Source organism: Paenibacillus sp. AK121 (assembly GCF_019042715.1).
In the GTDB taxonomy this organism is placed as follows: Bacteria; Bacillota; Bacilli; order Paenibacillales; family Paenibacillaceae; genus Paenibacillus; species Paenibacillus polymyxa_C.
This window is the reverse complement of sequence record NZ_JAHPJM010000001.1, coordinates 165,277-185,141: the sequence shown is the minus strand read 5'-3', so window position 1 is coordinate 185,141 and position 19,865 is coordinate 165,277. Positions and strand designations below refer to the sequence as shown.

The window sequence follows — 19,865 nt, the reverse complement described above, 5'->3', positions numbered from 1 at the left end:
TTGTTGCAAATCTAATAATTTCGAACAAAATCTTAAAAATATACGAATTTTATGAACTTGTTTGATGGAAGATTTGAACATAAAATGAAAATGTAATCGGTTACAATATCATTTATATAAAGGAGGAAGCAAGAATCATGAAGAAAAAAGGGTTCAAAAAAACATTTTTCGTCATTGCCTCCCTCGTCATGGGCCTCACACTGTATGGGTACACTCCACCTTCGGCAGATGCAGCCAGCGTGAAAGGATATTATCACACCCAAGGAAACAAGATTGTAGATGAATCCGGGAAAGAGGCCGCATTTAACGGTCTGAACTGGTTCGGCCTGGAAACCCCTAATTACACCTTGCATGGACTGTGGAGCCGCTCAATGGACGACATGCTGGATCAGGTGAAAAAGGAAGGCTATAATCTCATCCGTCTGCCTTACAGCAATCAGTTATTTGATTCCAGCTCCCGTGCTGACAGTATTGATTACTACAAAAATCCTGATCTGGTCGGATTGACTCCGATTCAAATTATGGACAAGCTGATCGAAAAAGCTGGACAACGCGGTATTCAGATTATCCTTGACCGTCACCGCCCAGGCTCAGGTGGACAATCCGAGCTATGGTATACCTCTCAGTACCCTGAGTCCCGCTGGATCAGCGACTGGAAGATGTTAGCTGAACGTTATAAAAACAATCCTACCGTCATCGGTGCAGATTTACACAACGAGCCACACGGTCAGGCAAGCTGGGGAACAGGCGTTGTCTCCACAGACTGGCGTCTCGCGGCGCAGCGTGCAGGGAATGCCATTCTGTCCGTGAATCCAAATTGGCTGATTCTCGTAGAAGGTGTGGACCATAATGTACAAGGCAACAACAGCCAATATTGGTGGGGCGGCAACCTGACAGGTGTGGCTAATTATCCTGTCGTACTGGACGTGCCGAACCGTGTCGTATATTCACCACATGACTATGGTCCTGGTGTGTCTTCGCAGCCATGGTTCAACGACTCGACCTTCCCGTCCAACCTCCCAGCAATCTGGGATCAAACCTGGGGCTACATCAGTAAGCAAAACATAGCTCCAGTGCTGGTTGGTGAATTCGGCGGTCGCAATGTCGATTCGTCTTCCCCTGAGGGTAAATGGCAAAATGCACTCGTAGACTATATTGGTGCCAACAACCTGTACTTTACGTATTGGTCCCTGAATCCGAATAGCGGCGACACAGGCGGTCTGCTGCTGGATGACTGGGTTACCTGGAATCGTCCAAAGCAGGATATGCTGAGCCGGATTATGAAACCTGTAAATTTCATAGCAGAGCAAGTGAAAGCAAGCGCCGAATAGGCACAGAACTTCAATCCGTTTATTAAAAAAGCCGATTTTTCCTCCTTCAGTCCAGCTTGTGCTGGGACTACGAAAAGGTGGAGAAACGGCTTTTTTTATTTTCCAGTTTTACACCTTGTAAATTCCCCATTGAATGGGTCATATTGTAAACTAAATCTCTCTTTTAACCGATAAATACATATGTTGGATGTGAAAATCATTTCGACGAGAGACTCACCATGAACGTAAACATAATTAGGAAGGAAGTTTTCATGTGATTATTTGGAAGGGCTTTGGTATTTTAAATATCATTATTCCAGGAATTTTATTCGTTATTGTCGGCAGTTTAGTATCCGCTCTTGGGCTTGACTCCATAGATTCCCGGCTGCCGATGGCTTTTGTGTTCATTGTGTCGGGAGTTATTATCTGGTATTTGGGTAAAGTACTTAACGCCGACTCGGACAAGGTGCTCGTTGATATGGAAACAGGACAACGCTATCGAATGGGAACGCAGCACAGTCTGTTTTTTATCCCTATGCATTATTGGGGCCCTGCCGGTCTAGCGATCGGATTTATTTTAATCGTTGCATCGATATTTATATAACGTTGATTGCAAAACATGAGCTATTCCAAACACCACAATGCGAGCTAGTTGCTCCACTGTGGTGTTTTTCCTTATGTAGAGCGATTATGATCAGATACTCCCCTGGTTTATTTGTGATAAAGCTTTTCTCACAAGCTGATCAGCTTGTCGAGTGGTCTCAGGTAAGCGATATTGTGGGCAAAGCTTTAATATCCAGTTGCAGGCCGTTTCTAATGAAATACGATGCCCTACAGATACAAACAAAGGTTTAATGTTGTCCTGGGTTCTTAACGCCCCGCCGATAATCTCCTCATAATCCATTAATAACGAACATGCCCCTCGTTCTCGAGATGGCTCTTCGAATTCACCCCATAGCCTCGTTTTACCACATCCAATTGTAGGAATATCAAATATAACACCTAAATGACTGGCTAATCCGAATCGTCTAGGATGGGCAATTCCTTGTCCATCACAGACCACCAGCTGGGGAGAGGTCTTGATTTGCTTCAATGCTTTTACTATAGGCGGCAGCTCCCTGAATGAAAACAATCCGGGGATGTAGGGAAAATGGACAGCATCTTCAACCACTATGGATTCCACTACTTGTAATGAGCTAGCATCTAAAATCACGATGGCCGCAACTAAGAGATCACTTTGTTCACTGTATGCCACGTCTACCCCAGCAACATATTGAATTTCAGGGAATCGATCTTCTTTTGTAACTTTTAAAGATAACTCCTGCTGTAATTTCACCGCTTCTTTTTCATCTAGATCCCATTCATGATTTATGATTGGTTCCATTTTTCTGTGCCTCATTTCTATCCTCTTAGAATGTAGTTTTCCGAATGCAGGCAAAAACCTAGCTCATGCTTCGTCCTAGCTGCTCAACCTTGCTCAGCCATTCGTTACGCTGTTGCTCTGTCCTCTTATTCATGAGATCAATGGTTGTAGAACGTACTGGTTTGACTCCACATAAATGTAACGTGGAATCCTTCATCATCCGGTGCCCAGGCTGTCCTTGGAAAAATCGGTAATACCAGTGCGGACCATCCATCGTGCTGATAAGGCGGGCTGTTCTTCCCTTTAAAAGCTTGTCAGGCAAGGGTTTTCCTTTTTGATATTTAAACGCGAATCCCGGCATAAAGGTACGGTCAATAAATCCCTTCATTAACGCAGGCAAGCTACCCCACCAGATCGGAAAGACAAAAACGAGATGTTCTGCCCATTTAATCCATTCCTGTGCTTGAATCAAATCAGGTTCAAGCGGCAATTTATTCCGATATCCACCTGATAGATTTGGTTTAAACTCCAACGCGGACAGCTGCAATAAGCGAACCTCAGCCCCTGCGCCTTCGGCTCCTTTTACATAGGCTTGAGCCAGCGCTTCTCCATAACTGTCAGCGACCGGATTCCCCTGAATCACCAATATTTTTTTAGACATATAAGCCACTTCCTACCTTCATATTATGATTTTAGTTAGAAAACACTAACTTTATATTTAAAAAGAAAAGGTCACTACTGACCTTTACTTAATAAAGCAGTTAAACGTTGTTTGATCTCTACGGCAAATGGAACCAGCTGCTGTGGAAGTTCACCTTCCAGGCTAGACACGGACAAGCGTGTAATGGCTCCAATGATGAGCACACCGGATAGCTGAACATCCTGCTTCGGCAGTTCACCTTGTTGAATCCCCTGTTCGATGAATTCAGTCAACGCCTCCAGCGGCTGACGCACATTCTGGTTCTGGCTTGCTTCAACATACAGCTCATGATGCTGTGATAGTAGAAGCAATCCATATTGGTCCTCATCATGCATATTCAGCACTTCATCCACCAGTTGGTGGAAACGACTGAGAAAGCTCCCATTCTGCTTGCGATAAAAGTCAATTAAGGTGGTATAGCTATTGCAATACTGCCCGAATACCTCCAAGGCCATCGCGTCTTTACTCTTAAAATGCTTATAAATCGCAGCATCTGTCACACCGGCAGCCTCTGCAATTTCTTTGACCGAAATCCCATCAATTCCTTTGGTTGCAAATAAGCACATCGCTGCCTGCAGAATATCCTTCTTTTTACTGTCTACATGTGTTTTCTTATTCATAGGATTATAGTAAGTGATTGCTAACCAAATTTCAAATCATATTTATACAGTTTCAACCTGTCTGTATGCTTGAATTTAAATTCCATCGTAATAAACCTAAAATACCATGTTTTTATAAGTGAATGGTCATAAATACGTTAAATAATACGTGTATCGCCTCATTTTATTCCTATAAAATACATATGTAACCGAATAAAAGCGGGTGTTCTGAACCGTAAATAAAGAGGACGGAAAAGCAACCGATTGGCATACGCTGCATTACGGCGCTCGGCGCTAGGACAAGTCGGGCTAATCATGCTTGAAGTGCATGCAGTCACCCAGCAGGGAAAAGATTCAGGCAGCCTTGGCATATGGAGCGACGAGCACATTTCCCCGCTGCAAAAAGTGGTGCAGGCCATCCATGACCAAGGCTCTAAAGCCGGTCTCCAGCTTTGGCATGTCGGACGCTCCTGGCTAAATCCATTCTGGCCCAGACAGGCAGCCGAGCAACTCGGTGTTCGTATTGAAGGATCTGCTTTTTGGTTTTAAAATAATGTCCATCACATGAAGCGTTCATCGCGAGCAATGTCATGCACTGTATCGCACACTAAATTGAACAATTTCCACAATAATAGGTGTGCCGGAGGAAATAGTCTCCCCTTCGCTGAGGTGAATCGTCAGCGATGAAGGTGTCAAGCTGAACAACGTTCTTTCTTGTAACATCCCGTTAATATACAGATTGGCATAACTATTGCTTCCGACATGAAACCTCTGAAAAGCCCCCTGCACACCATCTACAGAAAATTGATCCGCCATAATCGTGACTGAAGATTCAATCGGATCAGGAGTAAAATAAAAATACCGCTCAGCCCTAGGGACAATTTCAACATTGGAGATGTCAGGAGCCGGACCTGTTGGACCAGTTATGCCTTGGGCTCCGGTAGGGCCGGGTATGCCCTGTGCTCCGGTAGGACCAGGTGCACCTGTTGCTCCTGCACTACCGGGAGCCCCAGCTGGACCTGGCACTCCCGGTGCTCCCTGTGTTCCTGCTGGACCCTGTATTCCAGGTATTCCTGGTGTTCCCGCAATTCCCGGTACTCCTGGCGCTCCTGTCACCCCGGCTTCGCCTGGCAGACCTTGCTTTCCTGTATGCTCCATCCTCTTCCGTTTGGCAGGAGTATTTCTGAAGCGTCGTTGTATAATAATTAGTTTTGGATGCTTTTGAGCATGGAGCCCCGTTTTTGTTTTACCTTTGAATGAATACCGGGGCTTGCACTTTTTTCGTTTGTTGATCTTGCAATGTACCGGTCTCTTTCCTTGCCTCCTTAGTGATGCATCGCGTCTTTTCATAACAGCCGTACACACCTCCTCCTCTCATGCTTATGTATTGTATGCACATCTCCCATTAGGGTCTTAGGCATTTGTAGCATGCAGATTCCAAGTATTCGCTTTCATTTTTTGCGCAGTAAAATAGGGCTTTATCCATTTACCCTATTATTAATAGGAAGGTTCATATGCCGTTTCCGAAGAGGTTGAAAAATCATTTATTGATTAAGAGCCAGCAGTGGCTCATACCAGTAAAGAAAGGAGATGAAAACGATGCCCATCATAAAACCTGTATACACAGCAGTAGCTACTGCTCCAGTAGCTACTGGTGGTGCCATAAGCACGACTGTAACCCCAGCCGTGACTCGTTTTTTTGCAACCATTACAGCCGGGATGATCGGAGCAACAACAACAACTATTCCTGCTGCCAGCTTCGTAGATGACGCCGATGCTCCAGTCGTTGCCCTGCCAACATTAACGGCTACTGATTCTGCTAATTATTATATTAACGGAGTTATTCAGCAGAGCTCCTTATTCACTCTAACCACGGCAAGTCTGGTCATTGCCTCCGTAGATATTACACCAGGTGTCCCCGCTGTCATAGAAATATCTGATTTTAGCGGCACAACCTCTACTATCACAACTCAGCCTACCATCTCTGCCCCTACCGTAACGATTATCACATAAGGCGTTTCAATGATTTTGAACCAAGCCGGACTGAATGGTCATTCACGCTGTACACTACCCCGTATATGCTAGAAAAAGACCGATTCAGAAGTCCAGATCTGAATCGGTCTTTTAAGCTCAAGATTAAGGCAAAATAGCAAAGGAGCGCACCGGAAATCCCGGAGAATCCTGAATGCTCGGTACAATATTATAAATGACTGCACCCTTCGGGGGCAGCTTGTCCAAATTCGTCAGCACCTCAACTTGATATCGATCCTGCTCCAATATGTAATATTCTCCTACCAGCTTGCCCTCTTTTCGATAAGCTACAGAGGAGTCAGTATCCAGTGTTTCATGTCCAATAGCAGCAACATTTCGTTCCTCTACCAAAAAGCGCAGCGCATCCAGCGACCAACCCGGGCAATGTGCATCTCCAGCGTTGTCCTTGTTCGAGAAGGCATCAGGATCAGGCCAACGCTTGCTCCAATCACTACGAAAGGCGACAAAGGACTGATTGGCAATGCGTCCGTGCTCTTTTTCAAAATCCAGAATATCCGCAACCGTAAGCTCATAGTCGGAATTGGCTGCAACGGCTGCTGAACGGTCAATGACAACCAGCGGCAAAACCAGTTCCTTCAACGAAAGCTCATGTAAATAACGTTTACCCTTCACAAAATGAACGGGGGCGTCGATATGAGTTCCATATTGCCCTGGAAAGCAGTATTGTTTTACAAAAAAGCCATCGTCGTGGGTAAACAGGGTATCCACCTGAACATTATCGAAAACCGGAAAATGGGGAATTTCGGGATAAAAGGCATGGGACAAGTCCACCCACTCTTTTTGCTTCAACAATTTCAGGATATCTGCTAAATGCTCTGCCATGATGCCCATTCCTCCTCAGCTTTATTACAAGCATTGTACCTGAGGATGCTACAAAAATCCATAAATCCCCTGTCCTTCTCCTTCGCATTTTGGTTTTGAAATCGTTAACATTATGAGAAAAACCGTTCAATTTTTCTTTGCTTTAATATGAAGATGAACAGACTGATTTTGAAAGAAATTCACCAGGAAAATTCCATATAATCATATATACATTTTCTGTTCGGTATGATTGTTAACGTTTTCATTCTGGCATATGCGTTTTGATTGGAAAAAGAAGGGCTCTATTGAATTATATAAAAAATTCGACAAAAATTTTAGTATGTAACTTTTATTATATTAACAAATACTGGAACACAAAGTATGATAGAACATGTAGAAACTACAGGAGCACCCGGGACTCCCTTCGTTCGTCTACTCCATTTATCCAATATACGGAGGTATTTTATGAAAAAGAGATTTTCACTCGGAATCGCAGCCGTGTTACTGTTCGCTACTCTGGCTCCTATGGGTGCACCTGCTCATGCAGCCAGCGATATTGGCAAGGAGACACTCGGCAGCAAAAACGGCTGGGCCGCCTTTTCTACTGGCACAACAGGTGGAGCTACTGCTACTTCCTCCAATACTTTCACCGTAACGAACCGTAAACAACTTGTCGATGCGTTAGGCAAGAGCAGCAACACTACACCTAAAATTATTTATGTCAAAGGTACAATCAATGCTAACGTCGATGACAATAATAAACCATTAGGATTGAACGATTACAAGGACTCTAAGTATGATTTCAATGCGTATCTCAAGGCGTATGATCCGTCTACATGGGGGAAAAAGGTTCCTTCTGGTACATTGGAAGATGCACGTAAGGCATCACAGAAGAATCAAGCCAGTCGTATCGTTATTGAAATTCCATCCAATACAACGATTGTCGGTCTGGGCAACAATGCCGTCATTAATGGGGCAAACTTCCAATTAAAAAAGGGTACAGACAACGTCATTATCCGTAATATTGAGTTTCAGGATGCCTACGATTATTTCCCACAATGGGACCCAACTGATGGCAGTACAGGCAACTGGAATTCAGAATATGACAGCATTACAATTAACGGAGCTACGCATGTATGGGTGGATCACAATACGTTCAATGACGGGGCTCACCCCGATAGCGGAAACGGCACCTTCTACGGTCAAGAATACCAACATCATGATGGACTGCTCGATGTGATTAACCAAGGTGATCTGGTTACCATTTCATACAATCACTTTTACGATCATGACAAAACATCCATTATCGGCAACAGCGACAGTAAAACAGCAGATGAAGGGGCTTTACGTGTAACCCTGCATCACAATTATTATGAGAATACAGTACAACGCACACCGCGCGTACGTTATGGACAAGTCCATCTATATAACAATTACTATACAGGTGATGTAAAACGCTCTGAATACCCTACACTGTATATATGGGGCGCGGGCAAAGCCTCTAAAATCTTTGCTGAAAACAATGTCATTGACGTTGCGGGACTGTCCGCAGCCAAAATTGTGACTGTTTTTGGTGGAACTGCCCTGTCAGACACTGGCACACTTCTGAATGGACAGGCCGTAAACGCAGGCTCCAGCGCGGGGCTTAGCTCCTCTGTAGGCTGGAAGCCATCCTTGAACGATAAAATTTCCCCGTCCGCCAGCGTGAAGACAGAAGTCACTTCCCAAGCCGGTTCCGGCAAGTTGTAAGCGCTGCCGTCTAATATAAATCACCACAGACTCATACAACCTGTGGTGTTACACCAAAAAGGCTGTTCCTCCGTAATATTAATTCACATGGAGAAACAGCCTTTTTTTATTTATTATTTGATTATTTACAAATGATATCGTGCTTTAACTGCCGTATTGTTCAACTAAAACTGGCTTTTCAAATGCGTTATCCAGCTTGCGAAGTTTAGCCTTCACCGCTTCTGGTGGCTCAACCGCAGGTGCATCTGGATGAAGCAGCCATGATTTCACAAAGTGTGTATCAGACAATTGATAGAGTGGAGGCTCTTTCTCAAAGTCAATTTTCATGGCATAAGAACTACGGGCTGCAAAAGCATCCCCTACAGGTGGGTGAAGCAGATCCGGTGGTGTTCCCGGGATCGCAGCCAGCTTCTGACCATGGCTGTCCAAACTAGGCATGGAAGCGAGGAGTCCCCATGTATATGGATGTTTTGGGTTATAGAAAATTTCATTAACCGTACCTGTTTCCACGATTTGCCCTGCATACATAACAGCAACGCGATCCGCCATCTTCGCCACAACACCGAGATCATGAGTAATAAAGATGATAGAAGTATCAATTTTTTTCTGAAGATCCTTCATCAGTTCCAAGATTTGAGCTTGAATGGTTACATCCAACGCAGTCGTCGGCTCATCGGCAATCAGAAGTTTCGGATTAGCAGCCAATGCCATTGCAATGACGACACGTTGACGCATACCGCCACTAAATTCATGTGGATATTGGTTAAAACGCTGTTCAGGATGTGGAATACCTACCAGATTCAGCAACTCAATACCCCGCTTGCGAGCAGCGTCCTTGGATATCTTTTCATGCTTGAAAAGCACTTCCGTGATCTGCTTACCGACTTTCATCGTCGGGTTAAGTGAAGTCATAGGGTCCTGAGAAATCAGACCAATTTCCTTACCACGAATTTTTTGCATCTGCTTTTCCGTTTTATTAATCAGCTCTTGTCCGTCAAACATAATTTGACCCTTTTGATAAACGCCCGGAGGAGTCGGGATCAGCTTCATAACAGCTTGTGAGGTTACGCTTTTGCCTGAGCCGGATTCACCGACAATCGCCAGCGTCTCTCCTTTATTGACATGAAAGTTTACGCCACGAATGGCCTGCACTAGTCCCTGACGGGTCTTGAAAGATATCGTTAAGTCCTTCACTTCCAAAAGGCGGTTCATCTCATCACTCTTTCATTTATTATTCATCACTATTATTGACCACTATCTAAAAAAACGACGTTCATGAGTCAAGGTATATACGAATAATTTTACTCATTTTAGTACCTGCCAGTCAAGCAATATCTAAAATATCACCAAAAACCTATCATGAAATGTCATATTAATGGCACGTTTTAGCGAAAAATTGATCATTTTTAACCATTTTTGCCTCATTTATAACATGCGTCATGACATGCGTTGAATGTAGCTGAAGCGTGCCCCACCTAATGGCGATCGTGTACAAAGTAATTCTCCATTCAGTCGGGAGGCTATTTGACGGCAGATGGCCAATCCTAGTCCCGTCGCACCATTTGATCCGGTATAGAATCTTCCGAACACCTCGGCTGCTTCAGATTCGGTTAGACCTTCCCCATCATCATCTACATGCATAACCCACACAACCTCCGGTGTTGTCCCCGTCTCCAAATGAATGACTACCTCTGTGGAGGTGTGTCGAACTGCATTTTGCAGCAAATTCAATATCATACGGAATAATTGCTCGGCCGGAACGGCCACATGCAGACCCTCTCCCTCCACTCGCAGCGAGATAGAGCGTTCGCTGGCCATCGGCATCAACAGATGAACAGCGTCCTCCGCCATACTTCTCAGATCAATCAAAGAGACGGGCCATTCCTCATTCAGCGCCTCCAACCTCGATAGCTGAAGCAACTTTTCCACCATATCAATTAATCGCTGGGATTGCACTTTAATAATGCTCAGTCCCTCGTCCTGCGATACTACTTGATCCTGAATGGCATATACATAGCCTTGAATGGACATTAACGGTGTCCTTAGCTCGTGTGATACATTTTGTAGAAATTCAATTTGGCTGTGGTGGTGCTGCTGAATGCGGGCGGACATGGAATGAAAGGTGCCTATCAGTTCGCCAATTTCGCTTTTGTCCGCCTGCGGAAAATCACTATCCTGCGGCTGATTCGGCTCATAGTTGCCTACCGCCTCTTTCAATCGCTTGAGCGGACGCACCAGACGTGAAACAACCATCAGACCAATAACGAGAATCACCAGAAAACTCGCGACGATTGACAGCAGCGTAGTTCTCATTAATGGTACATAGAGTGCTCTCAAAGAAGATAAGGGTGAGTATACAAAGATCCGAAAAGGTTGTCCGGGCAATTCTTCATTCGTAAACAGTATCTTTTTACCTTGAAGGACAGCAACGCCTTCATGTGTAGTAACCAGATCGTGGGCAGACGGATGAACCGATGCAAAAAAGCCCTGGCGGGTCAAAAGCAAACGCTCGAGCTTTTTGCCTTCCATTCCAGAGACGCTGGAGTCGATGATGCGGTTATCCGTGCTTAAAATAAAGTAATCGGCAGATAAAAGCACACCCTTGATAACATAGTTAAGTTCAGCATTATCCAGTCGATCAAAGCCCCCGTCACTCATAATATGGACGGCTTTGCGTGCCTGCTCATGGAGCTTGGATTTGGCCTGATTCACCAGAATGTCGTCGATGAGCCTGATAAATAAGACCACCGTAATACAGACAGTAATCAGCATTGCAATAGACAGGGACAGCAGAATTTTGGCTCTCATCGTACGCATGGCTACATCTCCTGAACCGTTGCTTTATATCCAAATCCCCATACCGTGTTAATGACGAGCGTGGAGTGGTATTCTGCCAACTTTTTTCGAATACGTTTGACCAGATCATCTACGACCCTCACATCCCCTATAAAATCATAGCTCCACACCTGCTGAATCAAATGCTCTCTGCCAAAAGGCCGTTCCAAATGATTCGCAAGAAACAGCAACAGATCGAATTCACGCGAGGTCAAATTCACCGCTCGTCCGTCTACTGTAACTTTACGAAAGTCAGCAAAAATGCACAGATTGCCTGCATGGCAAAGATTTGCGTCCTCTGCTGCTTGCTTGTCATCAGATGCAGACGTGCCCGCCTTGCTCAGTCTCAGCATCGCTTTGACCCTTCCCACCAGCTCCCTTGGATTAAAGGGCTTGGTCAGAAAGTCACTGCATCCCAATTCCAGCCCATGGATGCGGTCATTTTCCTCTCCGCGCGCGGAGATCATAATGATTGGCATTTCTGTAAACTCACGAAGCTGAGTCAATAGAGAAAGCCCGTCAATGCCTGGCATCATAATATCAAGCACGAGACAATCCGGACGGTTGGTTCGGATATGCTCTACCAGTGTTTTCCCACTGGAAAAGGAAGTTACCTCGTAGGACTCTTTTTTCAAATATTCAGATATTAGTTGCAAAATGAATACATCGTCATCTACTACTACTATTTTTGTCATAGCCTTAACTCCTTGCTGTTGTTCTGAATGCTAGCATCCTTTCTTAAGCTTATCAGAAGCCCCACAGAATAGACAAAAGACGGGTATACCGTTCCCGGTCCCGTCTTTTCTTATCATGAATCGCTGCTGTATATGCTAGGTGAACTGAAAGCTAACTAACTTCTACCTTCTACCTTATTTTTTGTTTGTTACTACTTTAGCTGCTGCTTTTGGAGCTGTTTTCACCGTTTTTGGAGCTGTTTTAGCTGGGACTGCTTTTTTTACTGGAGCTTTATGGGTTACTTTTTTAGATACAACATGTTGTGCACGAGTTTTATGTGCCGCTACCTTGCGTTGAACAGCATTATGTTTTTTCGCATGATGTTTAACTGTGCGGTGTTTTGCTTTCACTGCTTTTGCTTTGTGGCTTGCCACTTTTTTCGCACTGGCTTTTTTGGCAGGAGCTTTTTTAACAGGTGCTTTCACCACAGGTGTTTTCGTTGCAGGCGCTTTTGACGGTGTTTTGCTAGCAGGAGTCGTAACCGCAGGAGCTTTGATGGCTGGTGCAGTGGTGACTGGAGTTGTGGTTGCTGTAGCGGCGAATGCGCTGCTTGCTCCTCCCAGTACACTTACTACGGTCAATACAGCTGCTGCATTTTTAGTCCATTTTTTCATGATTGAATCACCTCTCCTTTAAAGTATCTTTAGCTTATCAGGAGAATTCGGGATAATTGTGGAGCAAATATGTGAAAAGTATATGAAAAAGCGTGCAGCTCTGTATCTGAAAAATACATGAGTCTGCACGCTATAAATGTTGCAACCATCATCTCCACTAACCGATGGCAATCCAGGAAACAATACCGTAGTTATGCGCGGTTTCACTCCACTTGGTTACAACGATCACCGCTCCATGAGTCGTCTGAGATTTCAGCGTTGCATGGAAGAGAGGATGGTTCGTCATCGCTACCAATGTGTAATCCGGGTTCACAAATGGCTCCCCGAATACAATGGTTACTTCTGTCTCTCCTTCGCTTCCCTTTAAAAGAAACGGCGCTCTGCCAAACTGCTGCAATGCAGGCTGATTTGTACAAGTACGGACCGGGGTGATGCTCAAATGCTCTGGTGTCACTGCGTTCAGTTCCAGCTCACGTGAGCCCACGGAACCTTCTACCAGATGATGACCTTCGATGCTCTGCTCTGCCACATGATGACTTTGTATCGCAGCAGCTTGTAGATGCTTCGGACCTACAGCTTCTGGACTCAGCACCTCACTGTCGACGACCTGATCCTGCAGATGGCTGCGGGATATACTGTTTGCCTGAAGTTTGTCGCCACTGATTCCTTCCTCAGGCAAAAGTCCCGAGAGATGAATATCTGTGGACAATTGATTCAGTGTTACTGAGCCGGGTTTCAGATGGTGCGAATCAATGACTTCCTCTGCAATATGGTGGCCTTCAATTACCTCCTCAGCCACATGGCGGGACTCCACCGTTCCATCTGCGAGTTTGCCGGACGTCACCGCTCCATCCAGTATAGCTTCCTCTGACACCGCCTGCCAGCCGATATGCTGTGACTGAATAGCTCCTGCTTGCAAATGCTCGGATTGGACAGAATCCGGTGAAATGTGGCGGGACTGCACTGCCCCCTCTGCCAGTGCTGACTCTTGAATCGCTCCATCGGACAAATGCTGGGCTTGCACGGCATGTTCTGTCAAATGTACAGAGCTTACGCTGGCTTCCGCCAGATTCGAAGCTCGGACCGCCCGAAGCGCAAGCTTCTCAGCGTTCACGCTGCCTGCCTGGAGCGCGTGAACAGATACACTCCCTGGCGCAATATGCTGGATCGTCACTGCCGAAGGCTGCAAGTGGGCTGAGGTGACGGATTCCGGCGCCAGATGGCTCGACTGGATGGTCTCTTCTGCCAAATGATGGGCTTGCACTGCTTCGTCCGTAATGTGCCACGGCTGTACGGAATGTGGAGATATTTTGGCAGCTGTCACGACCTCATCTGCCAGTTTATCGGACGTAACAGACTCATCCTGCAGAGCATTAGTCGATATCGACTGGTATGCCAGATGCTCGCCCTGAATGGTTCCGGGGTGTAGATGGTGCGGCTGGATCGATTCCGGGGCAATATGCACGGATTTCACTGCCCCTTCTGCCAGTGCTGTATCCTGTACTGCACCGATTGCCAAATGCTGGGTGTGTACCGAATGAGCAGACAAATGCGCAGGACCGACGCTGCCTTCAGCAAGATTCGCCCCTTGTACCGAATGGGCCGCCAGCTTCTCCGAGGTGACGCTTTCCGCTTGTAACGCATGACTAGACACACTATCCGGGGCCAGATGGCTCGCAAGTACCGCCGAAGACTGCAAGTGGGCTGAGGTGACAGATTCCGGTGACAGATGGCTCGACTGAACGACCTCTTCTGCCAAATGATTGGCTTGCACTGCTTCATCCGTAATGTGCCATGGCTGTACGGAATGTGGAGATATTTTGGCGGCAGTTACGACCTCATCTGCCAATTTATCGGACGTAACAGACTCATCCTGCAGAGCATTAGTCGATATCGACTGGTATGCCAGATGCTCGCCCTGAATGGTTCCGGGGTGTAGATGGTGCGGCTGGATCGATTCCGGGGCAATATGCACGGATTTCACTGCCCCTTCTGCCAGTGCTGTATCCTGTACTGCACCGATTGCCAAATGCTGGGTGTGTACCGACTGTGCAGACAGATGGGACGGGCCGATGCTGTCTTCCGCCAGATTCGTTCCTTGCACCGAGTGGGCTGCCAGCTTCTCCGAGGTGACGCTTTCCGCTTGTAACGCACGCCCGGACACACTATCCGGGGCCAGATGGCTCGCAAGTACCGCCGAAGACTGCAAGTGGGCTGAAGTGACAGATTCCGGTGACAGATGGCTCGACTGGATGGTCTCTTCTGCCAAATGATTGGCTTGCACTGCTTCGTCCGCAATGTGCCACGGTTGTACCGAGTGAGCCGACAGTTTGGCAGCAGTCACACCCTCATTCGCTAATTTATCAGACGTAACGGACTCATCCTGTAATGCATCGGTCGATACCGACAGGGATGCCAGATGCTCGCTCTGAATAGTTCCAGGGTGCAGGTGATGCGGCTGGATGGATTCCGGGGCAATGTGTACCGACTTCACTGCCCCCTCGGCTAGCGCTGTATCCTGCACTGCGCCGACTGCCAAATGCTGAGTGTGTACCGACTGTGAAGATAAATGCGAAGGACCGACGCTGTCTTCCGCAAGATTCGTCCCTTGCACCGAGCGTGCTGCCAGCTTTTCTGAAGTGACGCTTTCCGCTTGTAGCGCAAGACCGGATACACTATCCGGCGCCAAATGACTCGCAAGTATCACCGAAGACTGTAAGTGGGCTGAGGTGACAGATTCCGGCGCCAGATGACTCGATTGAACGGCCTCTTCTGCCAAATGATTAGCTTGCACTGCTTCATCTGTAATGTGCCACGGCTGTACCGAGTGAGCCGACAACTTAGCGGCAGTCACACCCTCATCGGCCAATTTATCAGATGTCACAGACTCATCCTGTAAAACATCAGTCGATATCGACTGAGATGCCAGATGCTCGCCCTGAATGGTTCCAGGGTGCAGATGGTGCGATTGGATCGATTCTGGAGCGATATGCACGGATTTCACTGCTCCCTCTGCCAACGCTCTATCCTGTACCGCTCCGGCTACCAGATGCCGGCTGTGTACGGACTGTGCAGACAGATGGGACGGGCCGATGCTGCCTTCCGCAAGATTCGTCCCTTGTACCGAGCGCGCTGCCAGCTTTTCTGAGGTGACGCTTTCCGCCTGTAGTGCACGACCGGATACACTATCTGGCGCCAGATGACTCGTAAGCACTGAGGAAGCCTGCAAATGGCGAGAGGTAACGGATTCGGAAGCCAGATGGCTTGACTGGATGGCTTCTGCTGCCAAATGATTTCCTTGCACTGCTTCGTCTGTAATGTGCCACGGCTGTACCGAGTTGACCGACAGCTTGGCGGCAGTCACACCCTCATCCACCAATTTATCGGAGGTAACAGACGCATCCTGCAAAGCATCGGTCGATATGGCCTGGGATGCGATATGCTCGCCCTGAATGCTTCCTGTGTGCAGGTGATGCGGCTGGATTGACCCCGCGGTAATGTGTACCGACTTCACTGCTCCCTTTGCCAGCGTTGTATCCTGTACTGCGCCAGTTGCCAAATGCCGGGCGTGTACCGACTGTGCAGACAAATGTGACGGGCCGACGCTGTCTTCCGCAAGATTCGCTCCTTGCACCGAGTGGGCTGCCAACTTTTCCGAGGTGATGCTTTCCGCTTGTAGCGCACGGCCGGACACACTATCCGGGGCCAGATGGCTCGTGAGCACTGACGAAGACTGCAAGTGGGCTGAAGTGACACTTTCCGGGGCCAGATGGTTCGACTGGATAGCTTCTGCTGCCAAATGATTTCCTTGCACTGCTTCGTCTGTAATGTGCCACGACTGTACGGAGTGGGCCGACAGCTTGGCGGCAGTCACGCCCTCATCTGCCAGTTTGTCAGATGTCACAGACTCATCTTGTAAAGCATCGGTCGATATGGCCTGGGATGCAATATGCTCGCCCTGAATGATTTCAGTATGCAGATGGTGTGGTTGGATCGATTCCGGGGCAATGTGCACGGACTTCACCGCTCCCTCTGCCAGCACTCTATCCTGTACCGCTCCAGCTGCCAAATGCCGCGTGTGTACGGACTGCACAGATAGATGTGAAGGGCCGATACTGCCTTCTGCAAGGTTCATTCCTTGTACCGAGCGGGCTGCCAGTTTTTCCGAGGTTACACTTTCCGCTTGAAGTGCACGACCGGACACACTATCCGGAGCCAAATGTCTCGTTAGCACCGAGGAGGCCTGTAGGTGCACCGAGGTGACCGCTCCAGATGCCAGATGGGTCGAGTCCACAACCGCTACGGCCAAGTGGTTGCTTTGTACAGCTTCATCCATAATATGCCCGGACTGCACTGCATGGGCTGACAGCTTGGTAGAGGTTACACTTTCCTCTGATAGTTTGGCAGAGGTAACCGCTTCATCCTGTATGGCCGGAGTCGCTATCGCCTGCAATGCAATATGCTCTCCTTGAATGATCCCGCTTTGCAAATGCTCGGATCGGATGGATTCTGCTGCAAGATGCTCAGACTTCACAGCATTCTGGGCTAATATCGTGTCCTCTACTGATCCTGCGGCCAAATGTCTGGTGTGTACGGCCTGTGCAGCCAAATGCCCAGGTCCCACGCTGTTTTCCGCCAGGTTGGAAGCCTGCACAGCTCGAGCCGCTAACTTCTCGGAAGTGACGCTTTCCGACTGAAGTGCATGGCCGGACACACTATCTGGGGCGAGATGTTTGGTTTGGACCGAAGCAGACTGCAAATGGTTGGAGGTGACGGATTCCGGCGCGAGATGATTCGCCTCCACTGCTTCAACAGCCAGATGGTTGCTCAGTACTGCTTTATCCGTAATATGCCATGGCTGCACCGAACGAGCAGACAGCTTGGAGGAAGTGACACTGCCCTCAGCTAGCTTAGGCGCAGTAATCGCCAAATCATTAATTTTATCCGTAGCCACACTTTCCGGCGATAGTTTCAACGAAGTAACGGCATGATCCTGTAAATGGTGGGAGTATACCGCACCACTGGCCAAATGCGCGGTATGAACAGCGCCTTCGCCTAGTATGTCTGCGGTAACGGACTGTTCCTGCAACGCCGCGGTTCCGACACTGTCTTCCCCAAGATGCTTGCTCTGTACAGAGCTCTGGGCCAAATGGGTTGAATCCACCGATTGAGCCTGTAACGCCTTTCCGCCCACACTGTTGTCGGCAAGGTGGTTTTCACGGATTACTCCCGTTGCAATGTGTACGTGGGTAATGGCTTGAGACGCAACTTTATTTCCGGTTACCGCCCCTGTGCCAATTTTAGTTTCTATAACCGCCTCGTCAGCGATTTTGTCAGACTTAATAGCGCTCGAAGCGATGTGATTTTCCTTGATAGCCTGATTCGCCACATGGTAATCCAGAACTGCACCTTTCCCTATTTTCTCGCTTGTCACAGCCCCGGAATGCAAATGTTGCTCCGTAACCGCCTCTGGTGCAATATGATCTTTCCGAATAATTTCGGATTGAAGATGCACGGAAGAAACTGCCTCTGGAGAAATCTGAGGTCCTTGTATGGCTGCTGTTGCAATATGTCTGGTAAGTACTGCCTCATCGGCAATTTTGTGTGGGAGAATGCTCTGATCCGATATTTTGGATGAAGTGACGGATTGATCAACAATCTGCAATGAGCCTACAGACTGATCTGCCAGTTTATTGGATTGAATACTCCGATCCGCGATATGCCGGGCTGTCACTTGACCCGTTCCAAGCTGCTCTTCCCCGATGGAGCCAGGACTGAGATGCTTTCTTTCAATCGCTCCTGCCTGAATGTGCGTACTGGTGACTGCCTCAGACTCCAGATGACGCCCGCTGACAACACCTTCCTCCAATTGTTCCCTGCCCACTAGTCCGTCGGATAGTTGCTTGCGATTAATCGAACCCGGAGCTAGGTGCCGGGCATGAACGGCATGCTCGGTCAGGTGTGCGCTCTCAATGCTGCCTGCCTGGATTTTAGTTCCATCCACAGCCCCATCCCGCAGTTTGGAGGTGGTCACAGACTGATCGCCCAGCTTGGAGCTATCAACAGCTTCATTCGCCAAATTGTTCGATTGAATCGTACCGCTGCGAATTTTATCGGAGGTGACCGACTGATCTTGAAGCATATCTGAAGACACGATCCATTGCTTGAAATGACGGCTTTCAATCGAGCCATTGGCAATATGATCGCCGCTGATAATTTTATCCGCCAGCTTTTCTGGAGTGATGCTGCCATCACGAAGTTTTTCACCACTAATAGAGCGATCCTGCAATTTACTGCCTGCCACTGATGCGTCCGACAGATGCTCGACCGTAATGGAGTCGGGAGCAATCTTCGAAGCAGTCACAGCACCGTCAGCTATTTTAATTGTATGAACAGCATAATCTGCTAGAAATTCCGTTTGGATACTCTCTTGTTTCAGCTTGCTGGAATCTATGGAAGCGGGAGCGATCTTTTCACCTGTCACAGCGAAATCACTCAAATCGTCTGTATAGATGAAAGCATTGTTTACATGCGGAGCCTTCTTATTGTTCAAAATTTCTTCCACATCAATTGGATCAGGTTCTGGTTCTGGCTCTGGTTCCGGCTCCGGTTCTGGATCTAGTTCTTGCTCTGGTTCTAGCTCTGGCAGTGGGGGTTCTTCCATCAAAGCTGGAGTCTCCTCTACATCTGCAACCTCAATCTCTTTCTCGTGCAGAGCCTCGACTTCAGGCTCGATAACTGTCTGTAGCTCCGACTCCTCTGTAGTTGGGGGAGGCGGAGAAGCAACTTGATGAAGTCTTGCTTCTGTCTCCCTCTCCGCAGGCAGTGGTTTTGAGCGTTGTATCATACTTAACTCATTCATATCCGGGTCAATTACACGATAGAGCGGCTTTTTGTTTCTGTTGGTTTTGCGGCTCTTGTTCTTCAAGCAGCTCTCTCCCTTCTCATGTTTATCGTTACAGCATCATATGCAGACTCTTAGGCACTTGCCACCCTGTACAGAGATTCACTTTTGGGTAAAAAGGATACTTACTGAAATCCACGTTTGAAAAAAAATTGTTAAAAGTTAAAATAGTAAGGGTGAAGATTGCTACAAGAAGAGAGGAA

Annotated in this window: 15 protein-coding genes; 5 read left to right on the top strand and 10 right to left on the bottom strand. The window is 47.4% G+C overall.

Annotation, left to right across the window (positions count from 1 at the left end; all coding sequences use genetic code 11):
* Window positions 1–137 precede the first annotated feature (137 nt).
* Window positions 138–1,331, top strand: coding sequence for a glycoside hydrolase family 5 protein (locus KSP24_RS00755; protein ID WP_216974215.1), 1,194 nt, complete (start codon window positions 138–140; stop codon window positions 1,329–1,331).
* 253 nt (window positions 1,332–1,584) lie between these two features.
* Window positions 1,585–1,914, top strand: coding sequence for a hypothetical protein (locus KSP24_RS00750; RefSeq protein WP_216974214.1), 330 nt, complete (start codon window positions 1,585–1,587; stop codon window positions 1,912–1,914).
* Window positions 1,915–2,004: 90 nt separating this feature from the next.
* Here KSP24_RS00750 and nfi read toward each other — a convergent pair whose 3' ends face one another.
* The 3 genes from nfi to KSP24_RS00735 all read right to left on the bottom strand — a co-directional run bounded on the left by nfi (window position 2,005) and on the right by KSP24_RS00735 (window position 3,993).
* Entirely contained in the window at window positions 2,005–2,709 is a 705-nt protein-coding gene (gene nfi / locus KSP24_RS00745; RefSeq protein WP_216974213.1) for a deoxyribonuclease V, read from the bottom strand.
* 43 nt (window positions 2,710–2,752) lie between these two features.
* A complete protein-coding gene (locus KSP24_RS00740) occupies window positions 2,753–3,334 on the bottom strand; it encodes an NAD(P)H-dependent oxidoreductase (protein ID WP_216974212.1) in 582 nt (193 codons plus the stop codon).
* Between the two features lie 74 nt (window positions 3,335–3,408).
* Window positions 3,409–3,993, bottom strand: a complete 585-nt coding sequence (locus KSP24_RS00735; RefSeq protein ID WP_025676091.1) for a TetR/AcrR family transcriptional regulator — start codon at window positions 3,991–3,993, stop codon at window positions 3,409–3,411.
* Window positions 3,994–4,236: 243 nt separating this feature from the next.
* Between KSP24_RS00735 and KSP24_RS00730 the strand changes: the two genes are divergently transcribed.
* On the top strand, window positions 4,237–4,521 hold the full coding sequence (locus KSP24_RS00730; RefSeq protein WP_254207537.1) for an oxidoreductase: 285 nt from the start codon (window positions 4,237–4,239) through the stop codon (window positions 4,519–4,521).
* A 39-nt stretch (window positions 4,522–4,560) separates the two neighbouring features.
* Here KSP24_RS00730 and KSP24_RS25430 read toward each other — a convergent pair whose 3' ends face one another.
* Window positions 4,561–5,130: a DUF4183 domain-containing protein gene (locus KSP24_RS25430; protein ID WP_216974211.1), complete on the bottom strand. Its 570-nt coding sequence runs from the start codon at window positions 5,128–5,130 to the stop codon at window positions 4,561–4,563.
* Window positions 5,131–5,571: 441 nt separating this feature from the next.
* Here KSP24_RS25430 and KSP24_RS00720 point away from each other — a divergent pair, with 441 nt between their 5' ends.
* A complete protein-coding gene (locus KSP24_RS00720) occupies window positions 5,572–5,985 on the top strand; it encodes a DUF4183 domain-containing protein (RefSeq protein ID WP_013372504.1) in 414 nt (137 codons plus the stop codon).
* Window positions 5,986–6,108: 123 nt separating this feature from the next.
* Here the strand turns inward: KSP24_RS00720 and KSP24_RS00715 are convergent, their stop codons facing one another.
* Window positions 6,109–6,846 (bottom strand): cyclase family protein, encoded by a 738-nt coding sequence (locus KSP24_RS00715; protein ID WP_216974210.1) that lies wholly within the window; start codon window positions 6,844–6,846, stop codon window positions 6,109–6,111.
* 444 nt (window positions 6,847–7,290) lie between these two features.
* Between KSP24_RS00715 and KSP24_RS00710 the strand changes: the two genes are divergently transcribed.
* Entirely contained in the window at window positions 7,291–8,574 is a 1,284-nt protein-coding gene (locus KSP24_RS00710) for a pectate lyase family protein (RefSeq protein WP_040103127.1), read from the top strand.
* Between the two features lie 144 nt (window positions 8,575–8,718).
* Here the strand turns inward: KSP24_RS00710 and KSP24_RS00705 are convergent, their stop codons facing one another.
* The 5 genes from KSP24_RS00705 to KSP24_RS00685 all read right to left on the bottom strand — a co-directional run bounded on the left by KSP24_RS00705 (window position 8,719) and on the right by KSP24_RS00685 (window position 19,686).
* Window positions 8,719–9,786: an ABC transporter ATP-binding protein gene (locus KSP24_RS00705; RefSeq protein WP_013372507.1), complete on the bottom strand. Its 1,068-nt coding sequence runs from the start codon at window positions 9,784–9,786 to the stop codon at window positions 8,719–8,721.
* A gap of 225 nt (window positions 9,787–10,011) precedes the next feature.
* The gene (locus KSP24_RS00700) at window positions 10,012–11,391 is read right to left on the bottom strand and encodes a sensor histidine kinase (RefSeq protein WP_013372508.1); all 1,380 of its coding nucleotides are present in this window, start codon (window positions 11,389–11,391) and stop codon (window positions 10,012–10,014) included.
* A 2-nt stretch (window positions 11,392–11,393) separates the two neighbouring features.
* Window positions 11,394–12,104 (bottom strand): response regulator transcription factor, encoded by a 711-nt coding sequence (locus KSP24_RS00695; RefSeq protein WP_216974209.1) that lies wholly within the window; start codon window positions 12,102–12,104, stop codon window positions 11,394–11,396.
* Window positions 12,105–12,278: 174 nt separating this feature from the next.
* The gene (locus tag KSP24_RS00690; RefSeq protein ID WP_040103124.1) at window positions 12,279–12,758 is read right to left on the bottom strand and encodes a hypothetical protein; all 480 of its coding nucleotides are present in this window, start codon (window positions 12,756–12,758) and stop codon (window positions 12,279–12,281) included.
* 157 nt (window positions 12,759–12,915) lie between these two features.
* On the bottom strand, window positions 12,916–19,686 hold the full coding sequence (locus KSP24_RS00685) for a WIAG-tail domain (RefSeq protein ID WP_216974208.1): 6,771 nt from the start codon (window positions 19,684–19,686) through the stop codon (window positions 12,916–12,918).
* Between the last annotated feature and the right edge of the window lie 179 nt (window positions 19,687–19,865).